At 47.1% G+C, this 15,542-nt stretch carries 18 protein-coding genes; 6 read left to right on the top strand and 12 right to left on the bottom strand.

What is annotated here, in order from left to right; genetic code table 11:
• Nucleotides 1-70 precede the first annotated feature (70 nt).
• On the bottom strand, nucleotides 71-349 hold the full coding sequence (locus KNO78_RS01960; RefSeq protein ID WP_015881276.1) for an Fpa/YlaN family protein: 279 nt from the start codon (nucleotides 347-349) through the stop codon (nucleotides 71-73).
• A gap of 172 nt (nucleotides 350-521) precedes the next feature.
• Between KNO78_RS01960 and KNO78_RS01955 the strand changes: the two genes are divergently transcribed.
• Together KNO78_RS01955 and KNO78_RS01950 are read left to right on the top strand one after the other, a co-directional pair.
• Complete coding sequence (locus KNO78_RS01955) at nucleotides 522-986, top strand: hypothetical protein (protein ID WP_159562039.1); 465 nt, start codon at nucleotides 522-524, stop codon at nucleotides 984-986.
• 127 nt (nucleotides 987-1,113) lie between these two features.
• Nucleotides 1,114-2,286 (top strand): multidrug efflux MFS transporter, encoded by a 1,173-nt coding sequence (locus KNO78_RS01950; protein WP_230872793.1) that lies wholly within the window; start codon nucleotides 1,114-1,116, stop codon nucleotides 2,284-2,286.
• A gap of 38 nt (nucleotides 2,287-2,324) precedes the next feature.
• On the opposite strand, the gene KNO78_RS01945 is transcribed toward KNO78_RS01950, so the two are convergent.
• Entirely contained in the window at nucleotides 2,325-3,641 is a 1,317-nt protein-coding gene (locus KNO78_RS01945; RefSeq protein WP_214691099.1) for a PhoH family protein, read from the bottom strand.
• A gap of 33 nt (nucleotides 3,642-3,674) precedes the next feature.
• Nucleotides 3,675-4,124, bottom strand: a complete 450-nt coding sequence (locus KNO78_RS01940) for a PNPOx family protein (RefSeq protein ID WP_074037365.1) — start codon at nucleotides 4,122-4,124, stop codon at nucleotides 3,675-3,677.
• Between the two features lie 115 nt (nucleotides 4,125-4,239).
• On the opposite strand from KNO78_RS01940, the gene KNO78_RS01935 reads away from it, so the two are divergent.
• On the top strand, nucleotides 4,240-4,440 hold the full coding sequence (locus KNO78_RS01935; RefSeq protein WP_015881271.1) for a YlaI family protein: 201 nt from the start codon (nucleotides 4,240-4,242) through the stop codon (nucleotides 4,438-4,440).
• A 36-nt stretch (nucleotides 4,441-4,476) separates the two neighbouring features.
• Here the strand turns inward: KNO78_RS01935 and KNO78_RS01930 are convergent, their stop codons facing one another.
• Both KNO78_RS01930 and typA read right to left on the bottom strand, forming a co-directional pair.
• Entirely contained in the window at nucleotides 4,477-4,821 is a 345-nt protein-coding gene (locus KNO78_RS01930; RefSeq protein ID WP_015881270.1) for a YlaH-like family protein, read from the bottom strand.
• A gap of 87 nt (nucleotides 4,822-4,908) precedes the next feature.
• Nucleotides 4,909-6,753, bottom strand: coding sequence for a translational GTPase TypA (gene typA, locus KNO78_RS01925; protein WP_015881269.1), 1,845 nt, complete (start codon nucleotides 6,751-6,753; stop codon nucleotides 4,909-4,911).
• Nucleotides 6,754-6,916: 163 nt separating this feature from the next.
• Here typA and KNO78_RS01920 point away from each other — a divergent pair, with 163 nt between their 5' ends.
• Nucleotides 6,917-7,093, top strand: a complete 177-nt coding sequence (locus tag KNO78_RS01920; protein ID WP_159562038.1) for a DUF5325 family protein — start codon at nucleotides 6,917-6,919, stop codon at nucleotides 7,091-7,093.
• Nucleotides 7,094-7,141: 48 nt separating this feature from the next.
• Here the strand turns inward: KNO78_RS01920 and KNO78_RS01915 are convergent, their stop codons facing one another.
• The 3 genes from KNO78_RS01915 to KNO78_RS01905 all read right to left on the bottom strand — a co-directional run bounded on the left by KNO78_RS01915 (nucleotide 7,142) and on the right by KNO78_RS01905 (nucleotide 9,165).
• Nucleotides 7,142-8,395 (bottom strand): inositol monophosphatase family protein, encoded by a 1,254-nt coding sequence (locus tag KNO78_RS01915; protein ID WP_159562037.1) that lies wholly within the window; start codon nucleotides 8,393-8,395, stop codon nucleotides 7,142-7,144.
• A gap of 78 nt (nucleotides 8,396-8,473) precedes the next feature.
• Complete coding sequence (locus tag KNO78_RS01910; RefSeq protein WP_015881266.1) at nucleotides 8,474-8,662, bottom strand: hypothetical protein; 189 nt, start codon at nucleotides 8,660-8,662, stop codon at nucleotides 8,474-8,476.
• Between the two features lie 236 nt (nucleotides 8,663-8,898).
• Complete coding sequence (locus KNO78_RS01905) at nucleotides 8,899-9,165, bottom strand: UPF0223 family protein (RefSeq protein ID WP_031421520.1); 267 nt, start codon at nucleotides 9,163-9,165, stop codon at nucleotides 8,899-8,901.
• Between the two features lie 159 nt (nucleotides 9,166-9,324).
• Between KNO78_RS01905 and KNO78_RS01900 the strand changes: the two genes are divergently transcribed.
• Nucleotides 9,325-10,806 carry an aminotransferase class I/II-fold pyridoxal phosphate-dependent enzyme gene (locus KNO78_RS01900; protein WP_214691100.1) on the top strand — a complete coding sequence of 494 codons (1,482 nt, stop codon included), beginning with the start codon at nucleotides 9,325-9,327 and terminating at the stop codon, nucleotides 10,804-10,806.
• A 118-nt stretch (nucleotides 10,807-10,924) separates the two neighbouring features.
• On the opposite strand, the gene KNO78_RS01895 is transcribed toward KNO78_RS01900, so the two are convergent.
• Nucleotides 10,925-11,230, bottom strand: a complete 306-nt coding sequence (locus KNO78_RS01895; RefSeq protein WP_031421518.1) for a DUF3055 domain-containing protein — start codon at nucleotides 11,228-11,230, stop codon at nucleotides 10,925-10,927.
• A gap of 75 nt (nucleotides 11,231-11,305) precedes the next feature.
• On the opposite strand from KNO78_RS01895, the gene aac(6') reads away from it, so the two are divergent.
• Complete coding sequence (gene aac(6'), locus KNO78_RS01890; RefSeq protein WP_159562035.1) at nucleotides 11,306-11,758, top strand: aminoglycoside 6'-N-acetyltransferase; 453 nt, start codon at nucleotides 11,306-11,308, stop codon at nucleotides 11,756-11,758.
• Between the two features lie 20 nt (nucleotides 11,759-11,778).
• On the opposite strand, the gene lpdA is transcribed toward aac(6'), so the two are convergent.
• The 3 genes from lpdA to KNO78_RS01875 form a co-directional block, all read right to left on the bottom strand.
• Complete coding sequence (gene lpdA, locus KNO78_RS01885) at nucleotides 11,779-13,191, bottom strand: dihydrolipoyl dehydrogenase (protein WP_015881261.1); 1,413 nt, start codon at nucleotides 13,189-13,191, stop codon at nucleotides 11,779-11,781.
• Nucleotides 13,192-13,195: 4 nt separating this feature from the next.
• Nucleotides 13,196-14,485: a dihydrolipoamide acetyltransferase family protein gene (locus KNO78_RS01880; RefSeq protein ID WP_015881260.1), complete on the bottom strand. Its 1,290-nt coding sequence runs from the start codon at nucleotides 14,483-14,485 to the stop codon at nucleotides 13,196-13,198.
• Between the two features lie 78 nt (nucleotides 14,486-14,563).
• Entirely contained in the window at nucleotides 14,564-15,541 is a 978-nt protein-coding gene (locus KNO78_RS01875) for an alpha-ketoacid dehydrogenase subunit beta (protein ID WP_074034993.1), read from the bottom strand.
• Nucleotide 15,542: the final 1 nt, after the last annotated feature.

The following is a 15,542-nucleotide window of genomic DNA, read 5'->3' as shown; positions in this document are numbered from 1 at the left end:
GTAAAACAATCCGACAACCCTTATAAAAAAATACTCAAACAGCGCCACTTGCACAGTTTGAGTATAAGGTTCATAATTCTGAAGCTTCTGCCAAAGCAGACAACTTCTGTTCCAATGAATCGAGCAGTCCTTTACCTTCAATGTCTGAAATGAGTCCAAGACGAACCGCAAAATCAATTTGGCGCGATAGTCCAAACATATGTGTATCAAGCACCTCTTCATAAAGCGGGCACTTCGGCATTTTTAGGTTTTCTAACTGCACTTCAATCAGACAACGGATTTTTTCAGCATCCGCCTCGAGTAATTGAAGCGCTTGCTCCCGTTGGATTGCAGCCAAATTTGTCGCCACTACGACCCCTCCTCCGTACGATGACAGACTGTTTGTCATAACTCAACTGTACATTATCTTTCATCATAATTCAATGTACAGTATGAATGAACGCGACATTCTCCCTCTTTTCCATTTTACGAGAAAGAGCGCTATAATGAAACGTGTAATGTGTATGAAGGGGGATATAAGCATGATTTTTCCACTTGATGGAGCGGTTCGCCACAGTCTGACGATTGACCCGACCGTATGGATTTTTGACGAACGAAAACGGAAGATTGAAGATTTGGACTCGGTGACGGAGAATGACCGTGAGGCATACTATGCGAAAATGGGGAAAGCATGGGATGACGGATTGTCACAAGGAACTCGAATCGACCACAATAAACCGATGTCACGACAAGACAAAGATGCAGCATTACGCGACTCGTTCGCCATGCCGCTCGCGCCATTTTTAAACAATGCCGAACCGATTGAACTTGCGACGCATGTCCGTTTTTACGGGGAAACAGTATTGACTCTATCGCTCAGCGAGGCAGCACAAGTATATTTACAATTTTCAAAAGACGGAAAAGTACTTACCGACGGACCTGTCTATGTATTATATGAGGATCAGGTCATTCGCCAAGTCAATCATATCACCATATTAAGCAATTAATGAGAAGGTTCACACCTTCTCTTTTTTTGGACTTTTTAGTTCATAAAGTGTAGTATATAGAGTGTTGATTACCAATTAAATAAGAAAGGTCGTGACGCTTACGATACCTCTATGGAAACGAAACTTAATGGTTGTTTGGATCGGTAGCTTCTTGACCGCTGCGTCGATGAGTCTCGTCCTACCATTCCTCCCATTGTTCATCGAACAACTCGGGGTAAAGGATCCGGACCACGTCGTCACTTGGTCTGCGATCGCCTTCGGCGCGACGTTCCTCGTAGCTGCCATCGTTTCTCCGATGTGGGGGCGCTTGGCTGACCGAAAAGGAAGGAAACTGATGCTCATCCGAGCCAGTCTCGGGATGGCCATCGTCATGTTTCTTATCAGCTTCGTCCAAGACGTGTATCAACTCGTCGGATTGCGTTTACTCATGGGTGCCGTGTCCGGATTTATCTCAGCCGGCATCACGTTAGTCGCATCCCAAACCCCAAAAGAGAAAAGTGGCTGGGCGCTCGGTACCCTGTCAACCGGTGGAATCACTGGTGGTCTACTCGGTCCCCTCATTGGTGGATTGCTTGCAGACTGGATTGGGCTTCGATCCGTTTTTCTCTTTACGGGAAGTGCACTCTTCCTGACTTTCCTCATCACGCTTTGGTTCGTAAAAGAAGATTTTGTCCCAGTGAAACGTGAAGAACTCGCGTCGATGAAATCGATTTTCGCCTCACTGCGACATCCTCAGTTGATTGTCGGGCTGTTTGTGACAACATTCCTCATTCAGTTCTCGACACAATCCATTGGACCGCTCTTGACATTATACGTACGTGAATTGAATCCGAGCACAACCGCTCTCGCCTTCATGGCAGGGATTGTCGCCTCCGCTCCGGGACTGGCCGCTCTCTTTTCGGCGCAGCGTCTCGGACGGTTATCAGACCGATATGGGGCAGAACGCATCTTGTTTTGGGCACTGCTCCTCTATAGCCTATTCTTGATTCCGCAAGCATTCGTTACCTCAACGACTCAACTCATTTTGTTGCGTTTCGGAATCGGATTCGCAACGGCTGCCTTAATGCCGTCCGTACAATCGCTACTGCGCCAACATACGCCGGTCTCTGCGACCGGCCGGATCTTTTCGTACAATCAGTCCGCTCAGTTCATGGGGAATCTACTCGGACCGTTATTTGGATCCCAAATCGTGGCACACTTCGGATTTTCTGCCCTGTTCATCCTCACGGGATTGATTATGATCTCAAATGCCTTCTTAGAACGGACGAACGTTCAGTCACTACAACTCGATACAAAATAACGCCGAGTGCGAAACTCGGCGTTATTTGTGTATATCGCTTATAGTAAATCAGCCGCCAATCGTGCAAGGGATGAACGTTCCCCTTTCACGAGTTGAACGTGCCCGAAGACGTTTTGTCCTTTGAAGCGTTCCACCGCGTACGTCAATCCGTTCGAATACTCATCTAAATACGGATGATCGATTTGATACGGGTCGCCGACGAGTACGATTTTCGAGTTTTCACCGACTCGGGTGAGAATGGTTTTAATTTCGTGCTTCGTTAAGTTCTGTGCCTCATCGATGATGATGAACTGGTCCGGCATACTTCTACCTCGAATATAGGTGAGCGCCTCGAGCTGAATCGATTTCATACCGGCTAGAATATTCCCGAGCTCGTCTTTTGAATTCGCATTAAATAAAAATTCCAAGTTATCATAAATCGGTTGCATCCAAGGACGAAGCTTCTCTTCCATTTCCCCTGGCAAGTAACCAATATCGTTCCCCATCGGCACGACCGGGCGAGCGACGACTAGCTTATTGTAACGCTGTTCATCCTCGACAAGCGATAGCCCTGCTGCTAGAGCAAGGAGCGTCTTCCCGGTACCAGCTTTCCCAAGTAAGGTGATAAACGGAATGTCATCCCGAAGCAGCAGGTCGAGTGCCATCCGCTGTTGAACGTTTCGCGGATGAATTCCCCAAATATGATCTGCATCGAGTGCCAGTGGTCGTAAAATCGGTTGAAGCGAATCGACCACAGCAAGCGCACTCGCTTTCGACACATTACTTTTCAAGACGACGAACGAGTTCGGATATAGCACTTGTTTCGTCAAGGCCGTCGTCGGCAATTGACGGACTTTATAAAATTCATCGATGAGCGACTGATCGACTTCAATCTCTCGATAGCCGGCGTATAAGTCCGTCGTGTCAACGATATGATCTGTCAAGTAGTCTTCTGCGTCAATTCCAATGGCGTCCGCTTTGACACGGACCAATATATCTTTTGAGACGACGACGACCTTTCGACCCGCGTCATGCTCGTATTGTTTCATTAATCCTAACGCTACCATTAAGATGCGATTATCATTCGTCATGACATCGAACGGGATATCGACCTGGTGTTCATGACCGATTTCGACAAACAGACGTCCTCCGTTTTCAAGCGGGACCCCGTCATGCAGTTTCCCCGATGACCGGAGCTGGTCGAGGACACGCGACGTTTCACGGGCGTTCCGCCCGACCTCATCCATGTTACGTTTCTTCCCATCTAACTCTTCTAGGACGATGGCTGGAATCACCACGTCGTGTTCTTCAAATTGAAATAAGGATAGCGGATCATGTAGGAGTACGTTCGTATCAAGTACATACGTTTTTTTCATAGACTTTGCCGCCCCTCGAATATAGGATGGTATTCAAGAATGAAGACTTTCTTTCACTTCACGGTCAAGCTTTTCCGCCGCACGAATATCGTATGTTTTCGTGATTTCGGGCTGTGCGTAAGCTGCTCCATAAAACGAGATGTTCCTCACTTCTTCGACATGTCCTTCAAAAAAACGAAGATGAAGGCTTGGTTTGACCGCCGGGTCGAACTCTCGAATTGATGAGAGTAAAACATGATAGGACTGACCATCTTCGATAAAGATGAGGCCAGCCGTCTTTTCAGTCGTCAAGATGGTCACGATATGGGAATTTCTCGTTAATGCGAACCGGACCGTGACAGCATCTAACGCTTGCACCCAACTGATGGCATGGCTGATCGGCCAACGCTTTGCCTCGTCAAAACCAACGAGAAATGTTAACGGCATGTCATTCAACAAGCGCTCTTGCGCAGCTGTCAGTTCAAACGTTGCCTTGCTCGCCATTCAACTCCCCTCCTTTTCACCGGGTATGGTTGTACCATTCTCCCTTACCGGTTCAATTCCCTGCTTTTAACGGTTGAAATCATGCTATACTCATCGTATAGAGGAAGGTGAAAAGATGCGTGTAAAATGTTCTCTTTGCGATAAAGTCGAGACGATCGACTCATGGTCGTTTGAAGCAAAACGCTTGCGTAACAAACCGGCGAAAACGTATATGTGTCAAGAGTGTCAGGAGCGAATCAGCGAACGAACGGCTGAACGCGCCGCATCTGGACAGTTCAAGTTATATCCTACATTTCGACAAAAACGAAACTGGTAATGCAAACGGGCGCCTCCGAAGAGACGCCCGTATTTTTTATGATTCTACCGCATCTTGACGACGATTCCACCAGAGGCGGCCACGATAGATGGCCAACACGATAGCCATGACGGCAAGCACTTCCGGGATTGGCCATGTGAAAAAGACGAGTGCCATCGTACCTGCTCCAAGTGAAAGGAGAATATAGACGATGAGCGACTTCCACCATGCCAATTGTTTCGCAAAACCAAGTTTAAAGACAAGGATTGTCAGTAAGATGACCGTGACAACGAGTGCATTGAACCCAACGGAAAAGTCGTTCGGGTCACTGCCGACACCTAGCATCGAAGCGATCCACGGAACGTCAATTTGTGTGATATCGATTGTTTGAGAAGCTTTCAAGACAAAGAGTCCCCCTTTATTTCATACACATCCATTCTACACTATTCCATGCAAAAGGGAACGCCGAAGCGTCCCCTTTCTTATAACTTATTCTTTACCAAGTTTACGACGCTTGTCTGCTTTCTCGCGTTCGTTCTTGTTCAAGATTTTCTTACGGAGACGGATCGACTCCGGTGTAATTTCACAGTACTCGTCATCGTTCAAGAACGTGAGTGACTCTTCAAGTGAGAAGACGCGCGGACGTTTCAAGACTTGTGTCGAGTCTTTTGCAGAAGCACGCATGTTCGTCAATTGTTTCCCTTTAACAGCGTTAATGGCAAGGTCAACGTCACGGTTACATTCCCCGATGATCATTCCTTCATACACATCTGTACCTGGCTCGATAAAGATTGTCCCACGGTCTTCAAGGGCACCGATTGAGTAGGCCGTCGACTTCCCGTTTTCGATACAAACCATAACACCGCTACGACGACCACCGATATCAGCAGCGATATATGGACGGTACTCTTCGAAAGTATGGTTCAAGATTCCGTATCCACGTGTCGCTGACAAGAATTCGTTACGGTAACCGATAAGACCACGTGATGGCACGAGGAATTCCATACGTGTCTGACCGTTGTCATTCGTGTTCATGTTCGCAAGCTCACCTTTACGGAGACCGATCGATTCCATGACTGAACCTGTGTACTCTTCAGGTACGTCGATGATGACGCGCTCGAACGGCTCAACTTTTGTGCCGCTTTCGTCTTCGCGGATGATAACTTGTGGTTTCGATACTTGGAGCTCGTAACCTTCACGACGCATGTTTTCAATCAAGATCCCGAGGTGAAGCTCACCGCGTCCTGATACGATCCATTGGTCTGGTGAATCTGTGTTTTCGACACGGAGTGAAACGTCCGTCTCGAGTTGTTTCATCAAACGCTCTTCGATTTTACGTGCCGTCACGAAATCGCCTTCACGTCCTGCGAATGGAGAGTTATTTGTCATGAAACGCATTTGAAGCGTTGGCTCATCGATGCGAAGGAGCGGAAGTGGCTCTTCTTTACCGACTGGCGTTACCGTTTCACCGACGTTGATATCTTCCATCCCGGCGATAGCGATCAAGTCACCTGCTTTTGCTTCTTCGATTTCGACGCGCTTGAGGCCGAAGTAACCGAACAATTTCGTGACACGAAGTTGCTTCACCGTACCGTCTGTCTTACAAAGCGATACTTGCTCACCGACTTTGATTTTCCCACGGAAGACGCGACCTACGCCGATACGGCCGAGGTAGTTGTCATAGTCGAGCATCGTCACTTGGAATTGAAGTGGCTCGTCTGAGTTGTCCACTGGAGCCGGCGTGTTTTCGAGAATCGTGTCGAGCACGTGAGTGATTGTATCTTCTTGTTTTTCTGGGTCAGGATCGAACGAACTTGAACCGCTGACTGCTGATGTATAGACGACAGGGAATTCAAGTTGATCTTCATCTGCGCCAAGGTCGATCAAGAGATCAACAACTTCATCGACAACGTCGAGTGGACGAACCATCGGCTTATCGATTTTGTTGACGACGACAATCGGACGAAGTCCTTGGTCGAGTGCTTTTTTCAATACGAAACGAGTTTGTGGCATACAGCCTTCACGCGCATCGACAACAAGAATAACGCCGTCTACCATACGCATGATTCGCTCAACTTCTCCACCGAAGTCTGCGTGACCTGGTGTATCTACGATGTTGATGCGAGTCTCTTTATAATCGATTGCTGTGTTTTTTGCGAGAATGGTAATTCCGCGCTCACGCTCGATATCGTTCGAGTCCATCGCGCGTTCTGCGACTGCCTCGTTCGTCCGGAAAGTACCAGACTGTTTCAATAATTCATCGACTAACGTTGTTTTACCGTGGTCAACGTGCGCGATGATGGCTACGTTACGAAGGTTTGTTCTTACGTTCATGTAGTTATTCCTCTCTTATTTAAAAAATTTCAACTTTTCTTCAACTTTAAGAGTATAGCACACGTCACAGTACCTTTGTCGAGTGGAATCGACTGTGAACGTTTTCATCTCGTGTTTTTTATCATACAATAGGGAAGAGAAGAGAAAATAAGGAGGAACCTCCATGCAGCTAATGTTTGTATTGATCGCAACGGCCGTTGTCGCAGGATTCGTCGGCATTGGAATCGGGGTGGCCGAGGGGAGCGCCGCCATTATCTTGGGCAGCCTCGTGTTAAGTGGCGTAGCGACATACTTTGGTATTCAATTGCGTCGCCGCATTCTTTCAGACCATCAATCATAAAAAAAGGGTTACTCCGGTATCATGTCGGAGTAACCCTTTTACTTGCGTTTATAGTGGACGTGTCAAGCAGATGCGGTCGCGTAAAATGAGTCCATCTTCTTCGATGTCATCGTACCCGTGATTACGAAAATAATCGCGTTCCACCGAATCGAATCGGAATCCAGCTTGTTGGTAAAAGCGCAGTTGCATGATGCTTGAATTCCCTGTACAGACGAGCAGTTCTTTTCCACCAATCAACGTGGCCCGCTTCACTGCGTCTTGTAACATGCGTTGACCGATTGTTTGGTTTTGACGTTCCGGCTTCACTGCGATATTGACGAGTTCAACCCGCTCGTCTCCGTGTGAGACGAGCATATATGCACCGACAATCTCACCACCGAGTAACGCTTTGTACGTACGCCCTTCCTCGAATTGTTCCCGGACCATCGTTTCATTCGGATTCGCCAAGACGAGTAGATCGCGGATTTCTTCATACGAATCATGTTCCACGATGTGTAAGTCCGGTTTTGCTTCAGCCGTGACCCCTTTTGCGATGACGTAATGTTTGATGACGTCATTTACAAATGAGTCACTCCCTGCCAGGACAGATGTTTTTCCGTCATAGCGAATCGGCTCACCATATAAGGAAACGACACGTCCCCCTACTTCTTCTACGAGTAACTTTCCAGCAGCATAATCCCATGGCATATTGCGCATTGTGATGTAGCCGTCCACGCGACCGGCGGCAAGCCAGGCTAATTCAAGCGATGCAGCACCATGGGCTCGCGTCCCAATCGAGTCTCGTACAATCGGAGCGAGTATTTCCGGGGCAATCTGGTGGTTCGGCGTGACCCACGTCGCATTCATACTTAAAAATGCGTCTCGGACATGATGTTCATGAAGAGTCGTCAATGTCCGACCATTCAACGTCGCCCCGTATCCTTTCCGTGCCATGAACATCTCATCCGCCATGACGTCATAGACGAATCCATATTCCACGACTCCATCTATCATGATCGCGATAGAGATGGCAAACATACGTTTTTGATGAATAAAATTTAACGTCCCATCAATCGGGTCGACAAACCAGACGGTACCAGTCAATTGTTCTGGCTGATTTGTCGTCCCTTCTTCCCCCATAATCTGATGTTCCGGAAATGTTTGTTGGATTCGACGGACAATCAATTGTTCCACCGCTCGGTCGATTTCAGTGACCAAGTCCCCTTTTCCCGTCTTTCGTTCCACTTCATAACTTTGATCAATCTCGCGACGAATCAGTTCTCCCGCTTGTTTGATTAAGTCGACTGCAAACCATTCTATCATCTGTGATCACCTCAACTGTATTGTACCAAACAAAAACCAGTATCCGCTCGGAATACTGGTTGAATGTGTGTGTAATGGTTAGGCTTCGAGACGCAATAATTCTTGGCGGTACTTCTCTAACCGATGCTTGCTAGCCTGAACTGTAGCATCATCTTGTGACGCCATCGCATCGAAGAGGGTTGCCAATTCATAATCAATCTCTAAGCGCAGCACCGGGATCCGTTTTTCTGCGTCTTTTCTTTTGAATGCCTCAATCACTTGTTTCATAAGATGCCACACTCCTTTTGTTGGGCTACAAGTTACGGTTTAGTGAGTTGAATTGAGTATATCAGATAAAATTCGAAAAAGAAAGAGAATTGTCTGACTATTTTGAATTTTTTATCTTAATGGATATATTCCCAATTCCGAGGTCCCTAAACCTGATTCGGTGTTAATGAACTGTACCCGATTTATAGGAGAAATAACAAAAAAGCATGCCTGAATTTGCTCGGGCATGCTCGGTCTTACAGTTTAATCATTTTACTCGAGGACTTCATTGCCGCCTGAACCGTACGATATGTGGAATAGCCCGTCTGCTCGTCGTGAACCGCGTTCAGTTGTTTCTCCTCCGACTTAGATGTTACGATTTGCTTGAAGGCACGATAGGAATCGAGAAAAACCTCTCGTTCGACTCCACCTTCATTGGCTTGTGCGACAACGTTATAAAACTCGACGACTTCAATCAATTCGTCTGTCGTCCAATCCGGATTGATCGGATAGTTAATTTGCATATTGTTTCACCTCGACACCCATTGTAACAACAAAAAAAACTATTGCAAGTTGAGCCAGAAATCTCTATAGTTTTTTTGTTGCTTCTTTTTTTAAAAACAACATATATCATAACGATACTATTCATCTTATAAATAAACTGATTCAAGGGGGATTTACGATTGAAATTAAAAGGTGCTACTCAGCTCGAAACGCCACTATTTGACACGTTGCTTGAACATGTCGACTCAAACCCGATTGCGTTCCACATTCCTGGTCATAAAAGCGGAAAAGGGATGGACCCAGAGTTTCGTGACTTTATTGGTGAAAACGCCCTAAAAATTGATTTGATTAACATTGCCCCACTCGATGACCTCCATCATCCAAAAGCGGCAATCGCTGAAGCGGAACGCTTGGCGGCAGAGGCGTTCCGTGCTGACGAGACCTTTTTCTCTGTCCAGGGAACATCGAGTGCCATCATGGCGATGATCATGGGTGTCGTTGGCCCGAACGAAAAAATCATTGTGCCACGGAACGTCCATAAATCCGTCATGTCCGCGCTCGTCTTAACGGGTGCTCATCCGGTCTTCATCCACCCGGAATTTGACGAAACATACGGCATCGCCCACGGAATCACAGCTAGTGCCGTAGAACGCGCACTTGAACTTCACCCGGACACAAAAGCCGTTCTCGTCATTAATCCGACTTATTTCGGTGTCGCAGGTGATTTAGAGCGTATCGTGTCTGTCGCTCATGAGCAAGACGTTCCTGTACTTGTCGATGAGGCACACGGCGTTCATCTCCCTTTTCACGATGAACTCCCACTCTCGGCGATGCAAGCGGGAGCAGATGTGGCGGCGACGAGTGTACACAAGCTTGGTGGTTCAATGACAGGCAGTTCGATTTTGAACGTACGCCGCGGTCTCGTCTCGCCAGAACGAATTCATGCGATGCTTTCCATGATTACAACGACTTCGACGTCCTACTTGCTTCTCGCTTCTCTCGACGCGGCACGTCGACAGTTAGCGACAAAGGGACACATGATGAATGAACGTGCACTTGAGCTTGCGAGAACGGCTCGTACAGCAATCAACCACATGCCTAACTTGTCAGTATACGGTCATGCCGAATTGCATTCTGAATCGACATACGCGCTCGACGAAACGAAAGTACTCGTATCCGTGCGCGAACTTGGAATAACAGGATTTGAAGTCGAGAAATTTCTTCGGGACAAACACCGTATCGAAGTCGAGATGTCCGATTTATTGAATGTGCTCTTTATCGTCACATCAGCGGATGATGAGTCCACGATTCAAGCATTGATTGAAGCGATGCGAGACGTCGTCTCCGTTTATCAGAAGTCTGGTAACGATTCACTATCGATCATGCTCCCAGAGATTCCACCTCTTGCGCTCAGCCCTCGTGATGCGTTTTATGAAGAGACGGAAACGATTCCTCTCGAAAACGCAGTCGGCCGTATTTCAGCGGAATTCATTATGGTGTATCCGCCAGGGATTCCGATCATCATTCCAGGCGAATTGATTACGACTTCGACACTCGAGTACATCATGGCCAACATTGAAGCGGGTCTTCCGGTTCAAGGTCTTGAAGATGAGTCACTGCAAATGATTAAAGTCATCCAACAAACAAAAGCGATTCGCTAAATAAAAAATGAGCCGGTCATCGTGACCGGCTCATTTTTTATGTCATCTCAGAAAAGGTGGCTGTAGATGATCGAATTGCTTCCCCTAGTGCTTATTATAAGAAAACGCTTACATTTTTTCAAGTATCAATTTCTTCAGATGCTTGTGTTTTTTCGACCAAGCAAAGTCGTAAAAATTCAGCGACGTGTTCCGTGTCGTTCAAGTTAATGCCAAGCATCGGATACAATTGACGTGGCTCTTCTAGCGCATGCAAATCAAGAAGGGCCGATTGACCCGTTTGCATACAGACGACTAACACCTTGCCCATGAATTGCTGTGTATAAACGAAACCAAAATCATAACGAGCGGCTTCTGTTTCAATACCGGTAAATCGGACACGACTCGTCTCGGATACGGTGTATAATAACTCCTCATCGAATGCCATCAGGATTCCCTCCCTTCTCTCTTCACATGTATTTTCCTTTATACTACTAGTATGAAACCTAAGGAGAGAATGACAATGAAGATTGATTATGCAACGGAGTTAAACGTTGAAACTCTTGTCCAGTTCATGCACGACCTATGGCCAGATGCCCCTATTGAAGAATTACGAATGGAAGTCAAACTCGGTCTCGCCTCAAAAAAGATGCATTATTTCATCGCATCTAATGAACATGGGGAGGCAGTTGGTTTTTGTCAGCTCAGTTTCCGACATGACTACGTGCCAGGTTCTAGCACGTCACCGACCGCCTATATGGAAGGAATCTATGTCATTGAATCAGAGCGTCATCGAGGTGTTGCCTCTCGTTTGGTCGATGCTGCGTCGACCTTCGCGGCGCGTCATGGTTGTATCGAACTGGCATCGGATACCGAGCTTGAAAACGAGGACAGTCAACGCTTTCACGAGAAAATTGGATTCAAGGAAGTCGAGCGTGTCGTCACCTACATGAAAAAGCTCTCTCACGAAAAGTGAGAGAGCTTTTATGAGTATTCTTATTTTACGACGTGGATTGGCATACCCATTGCGATTTCAGCAGCTTCCATTGCCATCTCACCGAGTGATGGGTGAGCGTGGATTGTAAGTGCGATATCTTCAGCAGTCATACCAGCCTCGATTGCAAGACCAAGCTCAGCAATCATATCTGAAGCGCCAGTACCCGCGATTTGAGCACCGATCAAGAGACCGTCCTCTTTGCGTGTGATGAGCTTCATGAAGCCGTCTGGCTCGTCAAGTGCAAGTGCACGACCGTTCGCTGCAAATGGGAATTTCGAAACTGTGATTTCGAGTCCTTCTTCTTTTGCGAGTGGCTCTGTGTAACCAACCGTTGCGAGCTCAGGATCTGTGAAGACGACTGCAGGGATTGCAGAGTAGTCGAGGTAAGCTGGCTTACCTGCTGCTGCTTCCGCTGCGATTTTCGCTTCGTAAGATGCTTTGTGTGCAAGTGGTGGTCCAGGAACGATATCACCGATTGCATAGATGTTTTCGTTCGATGTTTTACACTGGTCATCGATTTCGATGATTCCGCGGTCGCTGATTTTAACGTCCGCGTTCTCAAGACCGATGTCACCTGTGTTTGGACGACGACCAACTGTGACGAGGACATAGTCCGCTTCAACAGATTGTTCTTCACCGTTTACTTCAAACTTAACGGTTACGCCGTCTTCCGTTTCTTCAACACCTTTAGCAAGTGCATTCGTGTGGATCGTGACGTTCCCTTTTTGCTTGAGTTTCTTCTTAACGATTTGCGTCATTTGTGGTTCGAAACCAGACAAGATGTCGCTAGCGCCCTCTACAACGACAACTTCTGTATCGAAGTTAGCGTATGCAGTACCGAGCTCCATACCGATGTATCCACCGCCGATAACGACGAGTTTCTTCGGTACTTCAGGAAGTGCCAAAGCGCCAGTTGAAGAAAGGACGCGTTTAGACCATTTGAACGATGGGATCTCGATTGGTGTAGAACCAGTCGCGACAATCGCTTTTTTAAATTTGTAAGGAGTTGAGCTGTCTTCAGTGATGACACGAACTGTGTCTTCAGACGCGAAGAACGCTTCACCTTGAACGATCTCGATTTTGTTTCCTTTGAGGAGACCTTTAACACCGCCAGTCAATTTGTTAACGACTGACTGTTTCCAATCTTGAACTTTTGTGAAGTCCACTGACACGTTGTCAGACGTGATTCCCATTGAATCATGACCTTTAGCGTGTTGGAAGTTGTGTCCTGCTGTGATCAACGCTTTCGATGGGATACATCCGACGTTCAAGCAGACACCACCGAAGTTGCCTTTCTCAACGATAGTTACTTTCATTCCGAGCTGTGCGCCACGGATTGCGGCAACGTATCCACCAGGACCGGCACCGATGACAAGCAAATCAGTTTCTTGTGCGAATTCTCCTACTACCATGTTCTTATCCCTCCATCATTAGAAGTGCTGGGTCTTCGAGCAAGCGTTTCACCATGTTAAGAGCGTTTTGTGCAGTCGCACCGTCGATGAGGCGGTGGTCAAAGCTGAATGAAAGTGCAAGTACTGGCGCAGCAACGATTTCACCGTTCTTCACGACAGCTTTCTCAGCGATACGGCCGATACCGAGAATCGCAACTTCTGGGTGGTTGATGACAGGTGTGAACCATTGTCCACCAGCTGAACCGATGTTTGTGATTGTGATCGATCCGCCTTTCATGTCTTCCCCAGCGAGCTTACCTTCACGAGCTTTACCTGCAAGTTCGTTAATGTTTGTAGCAAGTGCATAGATTGATTTACGGTCTGCATCTTTTACGACTGGTACAACGAGTCCGTTGTCCGTGTCAGCTGCAATCCCGATGTTGTAGTAGTTTTTGTAGACGATTTCTTCGTTCACGTCATCGATTGAAGCGTTGATTGTTGGGAATGCTTTCGCTGCAGCAGTCAATGCTTTCACGACGAATGGCAAGTACGTGAGTTTCACGCCTTGGTCAGCCGCGACTTGTTTGAAATCTTTACGGAGTGCAACGAGTTTTGTAACGTCGACTTCGTCCATGAGTGTAACGTGTGGTGCAGTGTGTTTCGAGTTAACCATAGCTTTCGAGATGGCTTTACGGATTCCACGGATTTTCTCACGTGTTTCAAGTTCAGGAGTCGCTGACTCGTAAGGCTTGATTTCCGTTTTCGCAGCTGCTGCTGGTGCTACAGATTCTGTTTTCTCTGTTGTAGCTTCTGCAGACGGTGCTTCGCCGTTCGCGAATGCATCGATGTCTTCTTTCAATACACGGCCGTTGTCGCCAGAACCGTTTACTTCACGGATGTCGACACCTTTTTCACGTGCATATTTACGGACAGATGGCATAGCGATAACACGCTCAGATTTGTGAAGTTGAACGTCGCGTGGCGCGTCTTCTTTCACATCTTCTTTTACGTCTTCTGTCTTCTCTTCTGCTTTCGGTTGTTCAGGTGTTTCTTCTTCACCTGCTGGTGCGTCGCCTTCGATGTCAAACGTAATGAGGACGTCGCCGACTACAGCAACTGTACCTTCAGAAACTTTAACTTCTTTGACTGTACCGTCGACTGGAGCTGGGATTTCAACGACTGCTTTGTCGTTTTGTACTTCTAAAAGAACATCGTCCTCTTTGACCGTATCCCCTGCTTTTACGAACCACTTGACGATTTCACCTTCGTGAATACCTTCACCGATATCTGGTAATTTAAATTCAAATACTGCCACTGGTTTTTCCTCCCATCAATTCATCATGTAAACACGACAAGGGAGACAATTCTCCCTCATCGTTTATTCGACACGATCTTAGAAGTTCACAACTTCCTTAACTTTTGCAACGACATCTTTATGGTCAGGTAACCACATGTCTTCACCTTGTGCGAATGCGAAGACTGTGTCTGGTGCAGTTACTCGAAGAACTGGTGCTTCGAGGTGAAGAATTGCGCGCTCTTGAATTTCAGTTACAACGTTCGCTGCGATACCTGCTTGACGTTGTGCTTCTTGAACGACGATCGCACGACCTGTTTTCTTAACAGACTCTACGATTGTGTCGATATCAAGCGGGCTCACTGTCATGAGGTCGATTACTTCAACGTTGATGTTTTCTTTTTCAAGTTCTTCCGCTGCTTTAAGTGAAGTATGCACCATCGCACCGTAAGTGATGATTGAAACGTCTGTACCTTCACGTTTCACATCTGCTTTACCGAGTTCGATTGTGTAATCACCTTCAGGTACTTCGCCACGGAATGAACGATACAATTTCATGTGCTCGAGGAACACGACTGGGTCGTTGTCACGGATTGACGCGATCAACAAACCTTTTGCATCGTAAGGAGTTGATGGAATAACAACTTTAAGACCAGGTGTCTGAGCCATCAAGCCTTCAAGGCTGTCCGCGTGAAGCTCAGGTGTCTTAACTCCACCACCGAATGGTGAACGGATTGTGATTGGTTGGCTGTAAGCGCCGCCTGAACGGTAACGCATACGTGCCATTTGAGCTGCGATTGAGTCGAAAACTTCGAATACGAATCCGAAGAATTGAACTTCCATAATCGGACGGAATCCAGTAAGACCTAGACCGATCGCAAGACCACCAATCCCTGATTCAGCGAGTGGCGTGTCGAAGACACGGTCTTCGCCGAGCTCGTCTTGGAGACCTTCCGTCGCGCGGAATACCCCACCGTTTTTACCAACGTCTTCTCCGAAAAGAAGTACTTTCTCGTCGCGTTTCATTTCAACGCGCATCGCATCAGTAATCGCTTGGATCATTGTCATTTGAGCCATA

It is taken from the genome of Exiguobacterium sp. s132 (assembly GCF_018617235.1).
Taxonomy (GTDB): domain Bacteria; phylum Bacillota; class Bacilli; order Exiguobacteriales; family Exiguobacteriaceae; genus Exiguobacterium; species Exiguobacterium profundum.
This window is presented reverse-complemented; position numbering and strand designations above follow the sequence as displayed.